The organism is Cohnella hashimotonis (assembly GCF_030014955.1).
Taxonomy (GTDB): Bacteria; Bacillota; Bacilli; order Paenibacillales; family Paenibacillaceae; genus Cohnella; species Cohnella hashimotonis.
In genome coordinates this window covers 418,602-432,032 of record NZ_JAGRPV010000001.1, presented here as the reverse complement: position 1 = coordinate 432,032, position 13,431 = coordinate 418,602, and the positions used below count along the sequence as shown (strand labels likewise).

At 50.9% G+C, this 13,431-nt stretch carries 19 protein-coding genes and 1 pseudogene; 2 read left to right on the top strand and 18 right to left on the bottom strand.

All coding sequences use genetic code 11. The features are described 5' to 3' along the window. Nucleotides 1–32: 32 nt before the first annotated feature. The 13 genes and pseudogenes from KB449_RS01815 to KB449_RS01755 all read right to left on the bottom strand — a co-directional run bounded on the left by KB449_RS01815 (nt 33) and on the right by KB449_RS01755 (nt 6,624). Nucleotides 33–473 (bottom strand): hypothetical protein, encoded by a 441-nt coding sequence (locus KB449_RS01815; RefSeq protein WP_282906723.1) that lies wholly within the window; start codon nt 471–473, stop codon nt 33–35. Between the two features lie 127 nt (nt 474–600). Beyond that, complete coding sequence (locus tag KB449_RS01810; protein WP_282906722.1) at nt 601–1,110, bottom strand: DUF6886 family protein; 510 nt, start codon at nt 1,108–1,110, stop codon at nt 601–603. A gap of 319 nt (nt 1,111–1,429) precedes the next feature. Further along, nucleotides 1,430–1,537: pseudogene (locus tag KB449_RS01805) on the bottom strand (YkvA family protein); the annotation flags it as partial. 44 nt (nt 1,538–1,581) lie between these two features. Further along, nucleotides 1,582–2,400: a copper amine oxidase N-terminal domain-containing protein gene (locus tag KB449_RS01800; protein WP_282906721.1), complete on the bottom strand. Its 819-nt coding sequence runs from the start codon at nt 2,398–2,400 to the stop codon at nt 1,582–1,584. Nucleotides 2,401–2,507: 107 nt separating this feature from the next. After that, the gene (locus tag KB449_RS01795; RefSeq protein WP_282906720.1) at nt 2,508–2,984 is read right to left on the bottom strand and encodes a GNAT family N-acetyltransferase; all 477 of its coding nucleotides are present in this window, start codon (nt 2,982–2,984) and stop codon (nt 2,508–2,510) included. Nucleotides 2,985–3,045: 61 nt separating this feature from the next. Further along, the gene (locus KB449_RS01790) at nt 3,046–3,420 is read right to left on the bottom strand and encodes a hypothetical protein (RefSeq protein ID WP_282906719.1); all 375 of its coding nucleotides are present in this window, start codon (nt 3,418–3,420) and stop codon (nt 3,046–3,048) included. 24 nt (nt 3,421–3,444) lie between these two features. After that, on the bottom strand, nt 3,445–3,822 hold the full coding sequence (locus tag KB449_RS01785; RefSeq protein WP_282906718.1) for a hypothetical protein: 378 nt from the start codon (nt 3,820–3,822) through the stop codon (nt 3,445–3,447). Between the two features lie 42 nt (nt 3,823–3,864). Next, nucleotides 3,865–4,227 (bottom strand): hypothetical protein, encoded by a 363-nt coding sequence (locus tag KB449_RS01780; protein ID WP_282906717.1) that lies wholly within the window; start codon nt 4,225–4,227, stop codon nt 3,865–3,867. A gap of 32 nt (nt 4,228–4,259) precedes the next feature. After that, nucleotides 4,260–4,649, bottom strand: coding sequence for a hypothetical protein (locus tag KB449_RS01775; RefSeq protein WP_282906716.1), 390 nt, complete (start codon nt 4,647–4,649; stop codon nt 4,260–4,262). 73 nt (nt 4,650–4,722) lie between these two features. After that, nucleotides 4,723–4,968, bottom strand: a complete 246-nt coding sequence (locus KB449_RS01770; protein WP_282906715.1) for a hypothetical protein — start codon at nt 4,966–4,968, stop codon at nt 4,723–4,725. A 128-nt stretch (nt 4,969–5,096) separates the two neighbouring features. Beyond that, nucleotides 5,097–5,663, bottom strand: a complete 567-nt coding sequence (locus KB449_RS01765) for a dihydrofolate reductase family protein (RefSeq protein WP_282906714.1) — start codon at nt 5,661–5,663, stop codon at nt 5,097–5,099. 203 nt (nt 5,664–5,866) lie between these two features. Further along, nucleotides 5,867–6,205 carry a hypothetical protein gene (locus tag KB449_RS01760; RefSeq protein WP_282906713.1) on the bottom strand — a complete coding sequence of 113 codons (339 nt, stop codon included), beginning with the start codon at nt 6,203–6,205 and terminating at the stop codon, nt 5,867–5,869. A 59-nt stretch (nt 6,206–6,264) separates the two neighbouring features. Next, entirely contained in the window at nt 6,265–6,624 is a 360-nt protein-coding gene (locus KB449_RS01755) for a MerR family transcriptional regulator (RefSeq protein WP_282906712.1), read from the bottom strand. 119 nt (nt 6,625–6,743) lie between these two features. On the opposite strand from KB449_RS01755, the gene KB449_RS01750 reads away from it, so the two are divergent. Further along, nucleotides 6,744–7,382: a nitroreductase family protein gene (locus tag KB449_RS01750; RefSeq protein WP_282906711.1), complete on the top strand. Its 639-nt coding sequence runs from the start codon at nt 6,744–6,746 to the stop codon at nt 7,380–7,382. Nucleotides 7,383–7,454: 72 nt separating this feature from the next. Here the strand turns inward: KB449_RS01750 and KB449_RS01745 are convergent, their stop codons facing one another. The 4 genes from KB449_RS01745 to KB449_RS01730 all read right to left on the bottom strand — a co-directional run bounded on the left by KB449_RS01745 (nt 7,455) and on the right by KB449_RS01730 (nt 11,396). After that, complete coding sequence (locus tag KB449_RS01745; protein WP_282906710.1) at nt 7,455–9,029, bottom strand: ABC-F family ATP-binding cassette domain-containing protein; 1,575 nt, start codon at nt 9,027–9,029, stop codon at nt 7,455–7,457. Between the two features lie 79 nt (nt 9,030–9,108). Continuing rightward, a complete protein-coding gene (locus tag KB449_RS01740) occupies nt 9,109–9,888 on the bottom strand; it encodes a transporter substrate-binding domain-containing protein (protein ID WP_282906709.1) in 780 nt (259 codons plus the stop codon). 27 nt (nt 9,889–9,915) lie between these two features. Beyond that, on the bottom strand, nt 9,916–10,692 hold the full coding sequence (locus KB449_RS01735) for an amino acid ABC transporter ATP-binding protein (protein WP_282912709.1): 777 nt from the start codon (nt 10,690–10,692) through the stop codon (nt 9,916–9,918). A 26-nt stretch (nt 10,693–10,718) separates the two neighbouring features. Beyond that, a complete protein-coding gene (locus tag KB449_RS01730) occupies nt 10,719–11,396 on the bottom strand; it encodes an amino acid ABC transporter permease (RefSeq protein ID WP_282906708.1) in 678 nt (225 codons plus the stop codon). Between the two features lie 117 nt (nt 11,397–11,513). Here KB449_RS01730 and KB449_RS01725 point away from each other — a divergent pair, with 117 nt between their 5' ends. Continuing rightward, the gene (locus KB449_RS01725) at nt 11,514–11,876 is read left to right on the top strand and encodes a winged helix-turn-helix transcriptional regulator (protein WP_282906707.1); all 363 of its coding nucleotides are present in this window, start codon (nt 11,514–11,516) and stop codon (nt 11,874–11,876) included. On the opposite strand, the gene KB449_RS01720 is transcribed toward KB449_RS01725, so the two are convergent. Continuing rightward, nucleotides 11,822–13,297 (bottom strand): hypothetical protein, encoded by a 1,476-nt coding sequence (locus KB449_RS01720; protein ID WP_282906706.1) that lies wholly within the window; start codon nt 13,295–13,297, stop codon nt 11,822–11,824. The genes KB449_RS01725 and KB449_RS01720 overlap by 55 nt on opposite strands. Between the last annotated feature and the right edge of the window lie 134 nt (nt 13,298–13,431).

Below are 13,431 nucleotides of genomic sequence, written 5' to 3'. Positions count from 1 at the left end.
ACACCTCCGAAAGTTATAAGGCTCGATTTCATTCAGTCAATATCTGCAATCTTCCAAGCGTGATCTTCTTGTGTGAAAGTATACATCTTCGCATACTCGCCATCGGATTCGGTAGTGACAAATACGGTTGCAATGGCTGATTGTTCATCCATAACCTGAACGGATTCTAATTTTAACTTGCTGATTTTATGCGTTGGCATTTTTCTATTGGGATCGAGCTGTGAATGAAATAGAGAGAAATACGAAGCTGTATCTCCCTTGTTCTGGAATTCAGCGGCCTGATTCACTAACTTTATTATTTCCGCTTCACTCCCGGCAAATGGGCTCGTGTCGATAAATACTTGTCCGATCGTTTTTGAGTGTTCAATTGCTTGTTGTTGTTCCTTGATATCTTCTTTATTTGAATTCCCACACCCCGTTAAGGCTACAAGGAGCAATACAGCGAATAGGGTTAAGCGATGTATAATCTTCACGCGTTCCCTCCTTCTTTTAGAAGATACCATGATATAAAGACGATTATGATTGAAAAATCGTTGCGCAATACTGCCGCCAGCCGGGCAATCCGGCATTCCACGTTTCTTGCGGAGCGGCTGCGAATTATCATCTTTTCGCGTTATCAAACCGATGTATGCCGAACCCTTTAAAATCCGAGGCCAGGATTGCTTCTCTAAGCGGAGCAAGATTCGTAGTAAATCTGATTTCAATCCCTTTTTGGATCAATCTCTCTATCAAGTTTCCATAAGTATCAACGGCCTTCGGCGTGACCGTGTGACGAGATATATAATAGCCGGCAGTTTTGTCGAAAAGCTCGAAACCCTCATTTTCAAAGCTATATCTGAAAATAATCTGATTTGAGATTTTGCTATACCAATCACTTTCTGCCGTAACGATAGTGTCGGCCATCGAGTTGTTAAAGAAAAGCTGCGTATGTTGTTCCGTTGTCGTCTCATCTTTTCTACAAACGATTCGAGGACATTCCCTTGGAAAATAATACGTAAACTCATGTTCCTCATCGATGGCCCACACGACTGGAGGAAAATCGGGCCGATTTTGTTTTTCTCTAGGTACGAAAATTTCGATATCGGCTTGCTCGCTAAAATGAAAAAGCACTTGATCCCTCCTGGCAGTTTACTCCACCCTACAATTCAGCTGATTTTGTATGGTTTCAAACTAATGATGCATATCGACTTCGTCGTACGAATATCCGTAATGACGATTCAACCACCTTAACTTATTTAGGGAGTTGCAATCACACGAATACGGAGTAAAAAAACGGCAGCCGGACTTCTAGCCGTCTACCGTTCGTATCTAGAGATTCTTTTATTCAGCTCTCACCGGGATCGTAATGGCCCAGTTTTTTACGATATAAATATTTACGCAAGTTAAGCTAGCAGCACCCGATAACAATACCAGGCAGCCCACACGGTCGAAGAACCGGAATAAAATCCGGTATCAAATCCACGGGGCTGAACGCATATACGACAACGCATATGGCAAATATTTTCGCAAACAACGGCACCCGCGGGTCGCGATACGCCCAATACATAACCAGCAAATTGGATTTCAGTTTCTTTGCCAAGCTTATTCAGAAACCAAAATATACTTCAAAGAGCCTTCCGAGGCGTATAGCGTTCGGTTAACCTCATAAGTGCTGCCAGCAGGAACGGCCTCACGCGAACGCTCGGGAACGGGATCGGAAAAACCGTATCCGCCAATAGTAACATCAGCGGTATGGAAGTCTTCTGTCCCTGCCGGCAAGTCGTTGCCGGATACGTTCTTTGCGACAAAGGTAAGCGAAATACGTTTATCTTTACTGCCTGCGGGCGGCAGGTTCATTTTGAAATAAAGCGGCCGAAAATGACCGACCGTTTGAAATTCCCCGAATTCGTTGAGGCGTTGCGTGATGCTTCTTCTTTCACTTCCATCGGGGATGGAAATGGAGAGCAACGATTCTTCATACTCAGCTTTAATATGGAGTCCGTTCAATAGCACTTTTGCAGGGATAAAGAACTGGCCTTGTTTCATTACGGGCATCGTGTCCAATTTAACGATCGTGCCATCGTACAAAGCGGTATTGGCGTTTAGCGTCAACTCCACTTGATGTTTTGCCAAGGACACCGTAGCGCTGTGAAGTTTGGCGTCATAATTGACATCCGCACCTAGCAATTCACCAACGGCGCGCAGCGGCAGCATAAGTCTATTATTTGCATCAATGTAAGAGACATCGGGAGCAGTGAAGAGCACATAGTAATTGTTGACCTTCAAATGCACTTGCGCTTGTATTTCCTTGCCAACTGATACCGGGGAGGCTTGTGCACCTTCTCTTCCTGCCACTAAAACTGGAAAGGCTAACAAGGATGTCGCAGCAATGCGCAAGCATTGTTTAATTAAATGCAACAACAGGGATTTCCTCCTTGGAACGGCTACTAAATAAGGAATAGCCTTGGCGCTCGTTCTCTTAAGGGAAAATATAACATTCGGAAAACAATTTGTATATCGGTAGCAAGTCAGAGTCGCAATACGGTTATTGATTCATTGTTGAAGACTTCACCATTATCACGGAAGCCGAAGCTTTCATAGAGCTTTTTAGCAGCAACGTTTTCGGATTTATAAGGAATCCAGCAGTAATGTGCGGGTCCAGCGGGGAAGGTACGGATATATTCCAGGATTTTTTTCATAGCCGCCCGACCATAACCCTTGTTCTGGTATTGCTTGTCAATCATCAATCTCATGATGCAATAGTTATTTTCTGCGATAGACGGTTCATCGTATCCTGTTATTCCATAAGCCAACATAACAAATCCAACGGGCTGCTCATCCGCGTATATGACAAATGGAAATGGATGCCCTCCATTAGTTAAGAGTACATAACACGAAGCAACGCTTGACAGATTAGACGCAACAAACCCCCTTTGGTCCTCTGAGACTTCCAAGTTAAACATTGCACGCCGATTCTCCAGCGTAATTTTTCTGAGCGTAATCATTTAGACTTCTCCTGTCGTCGGTATTTAAACACTGCGAAATAAAAAAGACCCTGTGAAGGGCTTAAATCACGTCGTCAATGTCGACACATAGAGTGCCGTGGTCTTGATTCCACCCGTGCTCGATATCGTAAGCGGCTGTCTCGAGCAATTTTTCTTTTTCTTCAAGCATGATCGCGTTAACTCTCGAGCTAACCGGCTCGTAGTCCTCCGCTTCTGGCGCCTTGTAAATAAACTGAGTGAACAGGTCGATGGTGTTATCTTTCTGGACGGCAACGACACGCACGTTCGCGAGCTCCGTGAGGTTATTAGCATCCTCGTCATCAGGGGCATCGTTTTCACCGCAAATACTTACTTCCCAGTAGTTCCATCCTTCATCTGTTTCTCCGCCGCCGAAACTAACCGCCTCGATGTTCTTCCAATTTCTCATTTCCAACATCCATCTCCTCCTGCAGATGCGCGCTTAACGCTTTGCTCGCAAGCCATGTCTATCAATAAACGTTTCAAGTGCGTTATCCCAAGCATATCCAAAGTCATTCTTCAGTTCACACACTTCATCACATTCCTCTTTGCTTTCATAAATGTCCCAGGGGAAGTAGGTTCTGTTGTTCTCCTTAGAATAAAATGCGATAACGCTGCCGCTGATTCGAGAATAACTGATTTGTTGCTTATATGAAAATATACCATCAGTGAGTGGGGTCCACGACCATTCGGAAACCCAATACGTCCTGTCTAATTCTATTTCTTTATGGTGTCGAGACAGGGCTTCCAGTATTGAAAGTGCTGCATCTTCGTCTTTATTATCTGTTGAATGAATGAGTTCTCTAAATATCTTCAGCATAAATGTTCCTCCTTTCTAGACGCATAACGCTTTTCGCAGTTATTAAATGAGATTCCCATTCCAATCAACGAAAACGAGTTGTTCTTTTGGACCCAGGCACCATTCGATAATCGTCTTAACAAGTCCAGGCGTGATTATACGGTCATCCCAAGTTGGCGTTTGGACTCTTACCCACCCAGTTCGATCATGGTTTTCTAAGCCAACAAACTCCGATCCCTTTATTACTATATGAGGCGTCTTATCTTCAACTGACTGAGCAATGAGGCGTGAAACTATAAATTTCTTATCTTCCGAAATAATATTAAGACTCATTCGCCCAAAATCTTCATCGTTTTGTTGGACATACCAAAAGTAAGACCTGCCGTTATGCTCGAGTTTTCGTTTGCCTTTTTGTGCAACTCCCATCTGCTTGCCACCTCCGCGGATTGTGATACTCGTTAAATTGAAGAGCTATCAACACCACATACTACAAGTTCTCCGTCTATTGCATTTGCAAATATAGTAATTTCCAATCCCAGATAGTCCTCTTCGCCTGCAGGCAAATATTCCGTTAATCTGGTATCAATCATGATTTGAACGCCTTGCGGATCTAAGCTTTTAATGTACGAAATAGAATGAATATAACAATTGCCCGATAGTTTACTGCGAATCGGAAATGAATCTTCCGAACATAATTGATCGTCATTGATATAATTAAATATTTCTTGATATATAATTGTTGATATCTCACTCCATCGATTAGATAGCCCCTCAAATTCCGTTAAGTGAATACCGTCATAAAATCTTATTTTGGATTCGATTTCTTTTTCTATTAAATTTAGATTCACATCAAACACATCCTTTTAGTAAGGGTTCTTCGGGCGAAGCCCTGCTTCTTTATTCATAATGTGCAAATACAGGTTACCTGCCTTCCTTTGTCTTTTTGTTTTGTTTGTATCGCATTATGGCAAAAGGCAGATTCACTGCTCCAAGAATAAAACAAGAAACAATAGGTATCAGTTGAGGAATGGTGGGATAATTCGGTTTTCCGTCTCCGACAGGCCCAGTTTTAGGTTGATGGATATCCCACAAACCATACAAAAGACCAATAACGGGTATCAAGATACAAATCACGCTTGCAGTTATATAAATTACATACTTGTTCATCATACCCCTCCATTTGGGAAACGATTGAACGCTCCTGCTTGTTAGCCAAACAGCCTGCCGGATCCCACCGGCAGGCTGTTGCATCAAAGTAAAGCTTCCGTTCGAGCGGAACACTTTGTACGTCTCGACTATTTCTCCACCGCATAGCGGGTCGCGATAATGCCCGAGTCAAATGTGCGGCTGGACAGCAGCTTGAGCCGGATCTTCTCGACGCCGTCGAATGCCGACTTTCCACTGCCAAGGACGACCGGACAAATCGTCAGTAGGAACTCATCGATCAGGCCGAGCTCCAGCAGCGTCTTCGCAGCCCCAGGGCTGCCGAAGATTACGAGATTTTTGCCCGGCTGCTCTTTGAGCGCCTTGATCTCCTCCGCGATATTGTCCTTGATCAACATCGTATTGTTCCATTCCGCCTTGTCCATCGTGCTGGAAATGACAATCTTTTTCACATCTTGCACCCATCTAGCATGCTCTAAGCTGTGCGTCGACTCGTTCGGATCGTCCAGCACCGTCGGCCAGTAGCTCTCCATCATCCGATACGTCGTACGTCCGTATACGGGAGAGCCGACTTCGGCTACGACCTCCTCGGCGTACTTCTCAAATTCCTCGTTGTAAGGAATCCAACCCAGGCCTCCCTCCGAATCCGACGCATACCCATCCAGCGATACATGCATGAACAATACGAGCTTTCTCATGTCCATCTCTCCTTCAATTTGGAATTTATCTTGTTCGTTGTTGAACGTTTCCCATACTTTGTCCTGTTGCTAAGTTCACTATAAATCATTACGTAACGTAACGTTCAAGAGGAAGTCTAATTTTTTTTGCAGACAAGAAGTTTCGCAAAACTCCCGATTAAGCCGGCAGGCTGCATGTTTAAGGTGTCGCCTCCGGTTGTGACCTATCGTTGAACTGCTCCATTATACGAATGACGCGTGTTACAAGCGTTAAAATCTCTGTTTCCGTTCATTCTTGGTCGTGTCAAGTATAAGTGTTGATCTTTAGCAGCGTAATTATGAACCTCGAATACGCCAGCAAGCAAATTATCAAGGTAGGGCAAACGTTCATTTATTGAGTGTACCGTCCTGTGATTTAACTCAGGCGTTTCGTTGTGTAGGTTTTGAGCAAATCTTAAAGTCATTTTCTTTTGTTCAATTAAATTTTCCCCTTCGATCTGAGACCGATATTTATCAATAGCAGCAAGCAAATACTTTTGGTCTTCAATCCAGTGTCTGGACATCGTCTCTGCCCCTTCCTATTGTTACAGACCCGACCATCGAAAATGATGCTTGTTCCTCCTCAACACTTCGTTTGAAACTTGGCTTCCCCCTCCAGGATGGCCTTCAAAAATGCTTTCGACTTTTGCAGCTGCCGCTGAAGATTTTCGATTTCGATGAGCTTCTGCTCCACCACTTTTTTCTTGGCCTCGGATGAGAAATGATGCTGTTGATCGACCAACAAACGCAGCTCTTCGATCGAGAATTCTAAGGATAGAAGGGTCTTCACGTCATTGAGATAGTCGACTACCTCCTCCGAGTAAATGCGGTAATTATTCGGATCTCGTTTAACGAATGTGTCCGGGATTATATTTTTGCGTTCATAGAATCTCAAGGTGGAGATCGGCAGACCCGTCAATTTAGCAACATCGTTTATTCTCATCAGGAGACCTCTCCTTTACCTGTTGCTATGAACTTAAGTTCATAGTCCATAATGCGAGTAGGATAACCGATGGCAAATGCCAAGTCAAAAAATCACGGTTATCAAAGGGAGAGGTTTTGATGTTCAACCATATTCAAAATAACGATTTTGCCAGCATTGTGAAGGGCCGGCGTTCCGTTCGCAACTATGACGAAAACGTTAAAATATCGAAGGAGGAGCTGCGCGAAATCATATCGGAAGCCAGCTTGGCTCCTTCCTCTGCCAATATGCAGCCTTGGCGCGTCGCGGTGGTGGATACACCGGAGGGAAAAGAAAAACTTCGGCCGCTCGTACGGTTTAACACGCTGCAGAACGACACTTCGTCCGCCATGCTAATCATTTTCGGGGATATCCAAAGCTATGCCTATGCGCAAGAAATATACGATGCCGCTGTGGAGCAAGGTAAAATGCCGGCAGAGGTGAGAGACAGCCAGCTGAAAACGATCCTGTCGATGTTCCCGACGCTGCCTAGAGAACTGCTGGTTGAAGTCGCCAAAATCGATAGCAGCCTTTTTGCCATGCAGCTCATGCTGGTCGCTCGCGCGCACGGGTACGATACGAATCCGATGGCGGGCTTTGAAACGGATCAAGTGGCCAAAGCATTCGATTTGGAGGAGGAGCGCTACGTTCCGGTTATGATCATTTCCATTGGAAAAGCCAAAGAGGAAGGTTATGAATCCGTTCGATTAGATTCGGAGAAAATCACGTTCTGGAGATAATACGAATAGAAGCGCTAAGAGGGCCGTAACAGCCTGCCTCCCGGCAACCTGTCGCGGCCCTCTGGCTCGCGTCTATAAACTTTGCTCGGTCACTCCCGTTAACGGATCGAAGGTCAGCATCTTCGTCCCGATCTTATCGATGAAGAAGCGATCGTGGCTTACCGTAATGACCGCGCCGGGAAAATGGATCAGCGCCTGCTCCATCACCTGAATGCTCGTGAGATCCAGATGGTTGGTCGGTTCGTCCAGGATGATCACGGCCGCACCGGAGAGAAGACACTTGGCCAGCGCCACCCGCGCCTTCTGCCCGCCGGACAGATTGCCGATGGCCTTGCTCAGATCCGCCTCCGAAAATTGCAGCATGGCCAGGAATTTGTTCACCTTTTTGCGGGGAGCGTCGAGTCCCAATCCATACGTATTCACCGCATGGCTGACGGTATCCTTAGGATCGAGCTCCTCCCACATCCGGTTGAAGTAAGCGTAGCTGACGCCCTTCTCCCAGACCACCTCTCCGGACTCCGGCTTCTCCTGCCCGGTAAGCGCCTTGATAAGCGTAGACTTCCCGCTTCCGTTGGGCCCCACGATGACGAGGCGGTCTTCCTTCTGAATATCGAAGCTGACGTTCTCGAAGATCTGCCGCCCCTCGTAGGTCTGCCCGATCTTCTTCGCTTCGCATAACTTGTCCGGAAAGCGCAGTCGCTCGTAAATATCGGTAATCAGCACGTTAACCGGATGCGGCTCGATTCGCTTTTTGTTATCCGCCAGCTTGCGCGAGAGCCGGTCCTTGGAGCCCGACTTCCTGTTCGCGCGGTCGTCGATCGCCTCGGACTCCATGAGCAGCAGCTCTTCCTCCCACTCGAACTGGCGGTCGAGCTCCTTCTTGCGCATTTTCTTTTTGCGAACGTAATCGGTGTAATTGCCTTCGTATTCCTGAAAATGATAATTCTCGATCTCAATCGTGCGCGTAACGACCTTGTCGATGAATTGCCGGTCATGGGACACCAAAATCATGGCGCCCTTGAACCGGTACAGCCACTGCTCCAGCCAAGCGATGCCTTCCATATCCAAGTAATTGGTCGGCTCGTCGAGCAGCACGACGTCGGGCAGCTGGATCAACATCTTGGCGAGCGCGGCGCGGTTGCGCCATCCTCCCGAGAGCTCATCGATCGGCTGATGGCGCGATCTGTCGTTGAACCCCAGCTTCGTCAGCACCGTGTCGATCTCGACGGATACGTTCCAGCCATCGAGATGCTCCATCTGCTCGAATAGCTCCGCCTGCCTGGCTAGCAGCCTGTCCATCTCCCTGTCGTCGGCAGCGACACCCAGCTTCTCCCCGACCTCTTGCAGCTCTCGTTCGATCGCCGCGACCAGCTCGAAGCATGCCTCCAGCTCTTGCTGAACGGACAGGCCGCCCCTCAATTCCGAGAACTGCGAGAAATATCCGATTTTCACCTGTGGATCGATCTCTACCCTGCCGGACGTCGGTTCCTCCTGCCCCAGGATGAGCTTGAATACCGTCGACTTGCCGGCGCCATTCCGTCCGATGAGACCGATCCGTTCACCTTGCATCACCCGAAAATAAATATCGCGAAAAACCATCGAATCTTCGTACTTCTTCGTGACGTTCTCCAAACGTATGACGCTCATGCCGATCACCTTTCCGGTTGCAACTTCTAAGGTGATTATAGCATTGTTGGTCAAAAGAGATCGGCCACGTATGGTCTGTTTACAGTTTTACGCCTTCGGAAATGTCCTTGCCAAAGTATTTCGTCGAAATTCTGGCGTAGGTGCCGTCCGCGTGCATCGCCTTCAGCGCTTCGTCGAAGGCTTCCACCGTATCCGCATTGCCCTTCCGGAACAGGAATGCCGCGGTCTCCAGGTCGTCGGACTGGTCGACCACTTTGATCTTGAGATCGGGCCGTTTTTTCTGCAAGTCCAGGAAATACAAGCTGTTATAGATAAGCGCATCGACCCGCTTCGATTGCAGCAGCTCGACGGAGTCGCCATTTTCCGGCACCAGCGTGGCACCGTATTTTAACGCAAGCGCCCCTTGTACGGATTCCGCAAGCCCGTTTGTCTTCTTCCCCTTCAAATCCGCGAAGCTGTTGATCTCCTTGTTCTCCTCGAGCACGATCAGGGTCAGGTTGGAAAATTGATAGGGATCCGAAAAGTCGTACTTCTTCTGACGCTCCTCGGTAATGGACAGCTGCGGGATCGTATCGAAACGGCCGCCGTCCAGGCCCGAGAACATGCCGGCGAACTCGACCTCGGCAAACTTCACCTTCAGGCCGATCCGCTTGCCGACTTCATTGGAAATATCGATATCGAAGCCGGTTAAACCGCTGGCGTCGTGGAACGAGTAAGGCGGATACGTGCCGGTGGTTGCGACGACGATCTCCCCTTTTTTCTTCAATTGCGCAAGCGTGCTGCCGGACTGGCTCTTGGCGCTGCATGCGCTCAGGAGCAATCCTGCCGCAACCATAAGAAATGCCATTTTTCTGAACACGATCAACCATCCTCCGATAATAAGCAGTTAAATGGAATACGCAGGGAATAGCGAAGAGAACCCCGGCGCCAGGCGGCTCACGAATTGCCGAACCCGTTCCTGGCGGGAATGCACGAAGACGTCCTCGGGCGTGCCGTTCTCCAGGATCGTGCCCTGGTCCATGAACAGCACCCGGTCTGCGACCCGGCTGGCGAATTCCAGCTCGTGCGTCACGACGACAAGCGTGATGCCGGAGCGGCTCAAGGCGCGCATGACCTCCAGAACCTCGCCGACCAGCTCCGGATCGAGCGCCGAGGTCGGCTCGTCGAACAGGAGAATCTGCGGCTCCATCGACATCGCCCGAGCGATGCCGACCCGCTGCTGCTGTCCGCCCGACAGCTGGTAAGGATAGCGGTCCCGGAAGGCCCCGAGGCCGACTTGCTCCAGCAGCTTGACGGCGAGCGCCCTTGCGTCGGCACGGGTTAACCGGCGCGCGGTGATCGGGCCGACCATCACGTTTTCGAGTGCGGTCATATGAGGAAACAGGTGGTTGCCCTGAAAAACCGTCCCGGTCTGCCGACGAAAATCCAGAATAGCCTTCGGGTTCGGCTTGTCCGCTTGCGAGAAGCGAAGCTGCGACTCGCCGAGGCGGATGCTCCCGCCGGTCGGAAGCTCCAATAAGTTGATGCAATTCAGCAGCGTCGACTTGCCCGAGCCGGACGGCCCGATCACGACCGTCGTCGTCCCTTGCGACAGCTCCAGGTCGATCGCCTTCAGCACCGGTACGTCGCCGAATTGCTTCGTTAAGCCTTGAAGAGTAAGCAGCAGGGCCGCTCCCTCCTTCCTTCGGTTTAGGTCTGATAGGCGCCAAGCCGCCGCTCCAGCCGGGATTGCCAGATCGTCAGCGCGGAGCAGAGAACGAGATAATACGTGCCTGCGATCAGGTACAGCAGCATCGGCTCGAAGGTCGAGGCGGCGATGAGCTTGGCGGCGCCGAACAAATCGGGGATCGTCACGAGCGCGGCTAACGACGAGGTTTTAAACAGCGTGATGAATTGATTGCCGAAGCTTGGCACGCAAATCCGGAACGCCTGCGGCAAAATCACACGGACGAGGTTCTGGCTCGGCGACATGCCGAGCGCATAGCCTGCCCGCCATTGTCCGCGCGGGATCGACAGGATGGCCGCCCGCATAATCTCCGACGAATAGGCCGCCTCGGAGATCGTCAGGCTGATTACGATGCTGGCGAACGGCGACAGCAGAATGCCAAGGCTTGGCAGACCGTAGAATATGAGAAAGAGCTGCACCAGAATCGGCGTACAGCGAATGATCCACACATACACCCGGGCGGGAACCCGGGCATAGGGGTTGGCCGATAAGCCTGCGAGGGCGATGGCCAGCGCAAATACGAGTCCGAGCGCGAAGGAAAGCAGCGAGATCGGGATCGTATACAGGACCGTCCCCTTCAGCAAGGGCTGCAGCGACATGGAGATGATCTCCATGATTCGGTCTAATCGTTCTGAAGCCATGAATGTCACCTCGAACCTGCGAGTGCCGGAGAAAACGGTTGAAGCCGTCTTGCCGTTTTGCTAAAATAGTGGGTAAATAAATGGATTTACTCGGTTTTCAAAAATGGAGGGACCCGCATGATTCAGTTCAGGGACAAAGCGTACCGCTGCACCTCCGAGGTCGCGATGCAGCTCGTAAGCGGCAAATGGAAAGTTCTTATACTGAGCCTGCTGCACGACCAAACCTTCCGGTTCGGCGAGCTGCAGAAGCGCATGCCAGGCGCGACCCACAAGATGCTGACCGAGCAGCTGCGCGACCTCGAACGTGACGGGCTGATCGCACGCAGCGTGTATCCCGTGGTCCCGCTCAAGGTGGAGTACGATCTGACCGACCGCGGCAAGCGGCTGGCGCCCATCCTCCAGCAGCTGTGCGAATTCGGGGCCGATTATATCGACAGCTTCCCGGCCGAAGCTTCGGCGGAGGAGGACCGGCGAGCCTGATCCTGTCCGGGGTGGAGGAGAAACTTGGCGCCGAATCGCTTGCCTGCATTTTTTGCCGCCTCAAGCTCTTCTGCATCGCCGCGTTCGAGCAGAATGACGTTTTCCGGGTAGAGCTTCCCGAGCAGCGCTCTCGTGACGAGTTCATTTCCTCCGGTCGCGATCTCATGCGTACCCGCATCGTCCGTGACCAACCCGGAGAGGGATAGAATAGGGCCCGCAGCGTGATGGGCGATAACTGGCTCCTCATGCGTCGGGGACGGGCTGATCGGCTTCTTGTCTGCAGAACCTGCGCGGTAATGGAAGCGGTGGCCCCGAAAGATTTGGCCCAAGTCGACGTTATAGATATCGGTAGCCGCAGGCAGTTGGAACGTAATGACCGCCTGATCGTCGCTGATCAGGTTTGCCTGCAAGCTCGCTTCGGCGATGCCGCCCAACTCCGCCGCTCCTCCCCCGCTCTCCTCTGAACCGACCCCCAGCTTCGATCGCGTTGCCTGGTAATAGTCGGGATATTCATACGCAAAAGCAATCGCATCCCCTTCGCCGGACGCGATCGTCCGAACCGGGTACCACCGAAGAAGATACCGGGGCGCCTCGGCCAGTTCGGTCCCCAGGCTAGCCGGCAGAATCGTCCCGTACCGATACTGAAAACCATAACCGACGGCAGCCAGCTCCGGTGCCAGCAGGCTTGCCGCATAGCGAACGAGCGACTTGTGGTCCAGCGGCCTGGCCAGCAGCTGCGAGAGGAACGCGGTATGCGCTTGCTCGGTATACCTCAGCCCTCGGGATGGCCGCGCCGTCAGCGCAAGCGGCACCTCCTGCCAATTCTCGAACGGGAGAAGCGCGTCACGGAGGAGCACGATCTCGTGCAGGTACTCGTTGAACAGCTGCATGACGGATGGGCCGCCTGCCGGCCCCGTGAGCATGTCGGTCACCTCGTGCGTCCAGAGATGATTATCGCACCGGCTCCGGAATACGAGACGCCCAAGCACCTCATCGCCGAGCTCCCGCAATCCGCGCGCTTCGCCGTCGAACGCGCGGGCCCACTGCGACAGCGTCTCCCCGATCCGGCCGGCCTGCTCGGACAGCTCTAGCCTCCCATAGTCGCTTAGCTCCAAGGCGGCCAGAGGAAGCGCCGTTTCCCGCCCGGCTATTGCGAGCGTGTTCTCGATATTCGCCAGCAGCGCTTCGCGATTTGCCGACTCCCCTAATTGAACGGCGATTGCTTCGAGCAGCACGCTTAACGCCTTAACGATCTCTCTGGCTGTGTACACGCCATTCGGAATGTCCCATTCCCACAAGCCGTTGTCGGCGGATGGCTTCACAGTCTCCCCGCCCGGTCCGGCATTCTGGCCGGTGGCAGCTTCCAGCCGGGTCCCCCAGACGATCCCCTGCTCCCCTACATCCAAACGATACGATGACATGCGGCACCTTCCTTTCTATTGGGATCATCCTATCACAGCTATTCCGATGCGGATAGAATGCACTTTTTCGAGCGATAGGCACGGATTGGTAAGATAGTTCCCGAACGGGAACTATGCCTCGTTGCAAAAAAATA

What these genes read in the sequence shown, in the direction of transcription:
- KB449_RS01730 (WP_282906708.1), bottom strand. Translation starts at nt 11,396, where the DNA reads ATGGCTTCAGAACGATTAGACCGAATCATGGAGATCATCTCCATGTCG.
- KB449_RS01750 (WP_282906711.1), top strand. Translation starts at nt 6,744, where the DNA reads ATGTTCAACCATATTCAAAATAACGATTTTGCCAGCATTGTGAAGGGC.
- KB449_RS01720 (WP_282906706.1), bottom strand. Translation starts at nt 13,297, where the DNA reads ATGTCATCGTATCGTTTGGATGTAGGGGAGCAGGGGATCGTCTGGGGG.
- KB449_RS01725 (WP_282906707.1), top strand. Translation starts at nt 11,514, where the DNA reads ATGATTCAGTTCAGGGACAAAGCGTACCGCTGCACCTCCGAGGTCGCG.
- KB449_RS01770 (WP_282906715.1), bottom strand. Translation starts at nt 4,968, where the DNA reads ATGAACAAGTATGTAATTTATATAACTGCAAGCGTGATTTGTATCTTG.
- KB449_RS01790 (WP_282906719.1), bottom strand. Translation starts at nt 3,420, where the DNA reads ATGTTGGAAATGAGAAATTGGAAGAACATCGAGGCGGTTAGTTTCGGC.
- KB449_RS01760 (WP_282906713.1), bottom strand. Translation starts at nt 6,205, where the DNA reads ATGTCCAGACACTGGATTGAAGACCAAAAGTATTTGCTTGCTGCTATT.
- KB449_RS01780 (WP_282906717.1), bottom strand. Translation starts at nt 4,227, where the DNA reads ATGGGAGTTGCACAAAAAGGCAAACGAAAACTCGAGCATAACGGCAGG.
- KB449_RS01765 (WP_282906714.1), bottom strand. Translation starts at nt 5,663, where the DNA reads ATGAGAAAGCTCGTATTGTTCATGCATGTATCGCTGGATGGGTATGCG.
- KB449_RS01795 (WP_282906720.1), bottom strand. Translation starts at nt 2,984, where the DNA reads ATGATTACGCTCAGAAAAATTACGCTGGAGAATCGGCGTGCAATGTTT.
- KB449_RS01755 (WP_282906712.1), bottom strand. Translation starts at nt 6,624, where the DNA reads ATGAGAATAAACGATGTTGCTAAATTGACGGGTCTGCCGATCTCCACC.
- KB449_RS01785 (WP_282906718.1), bottom strand. Translation starts at nt 3,822, where the DNA reads ATGCTGAAGATATTTAGAGAACTCATTCATTCAACAGATAATAAAGAC.
- KB449_RS01745 (WP_282906710.1), bottom strand. Translation starts at nt 9,029, where the DNA reads ATGAGCGTCATACGTTTGGAGAACGTCACGAAGAAGTACGAAGATTCG.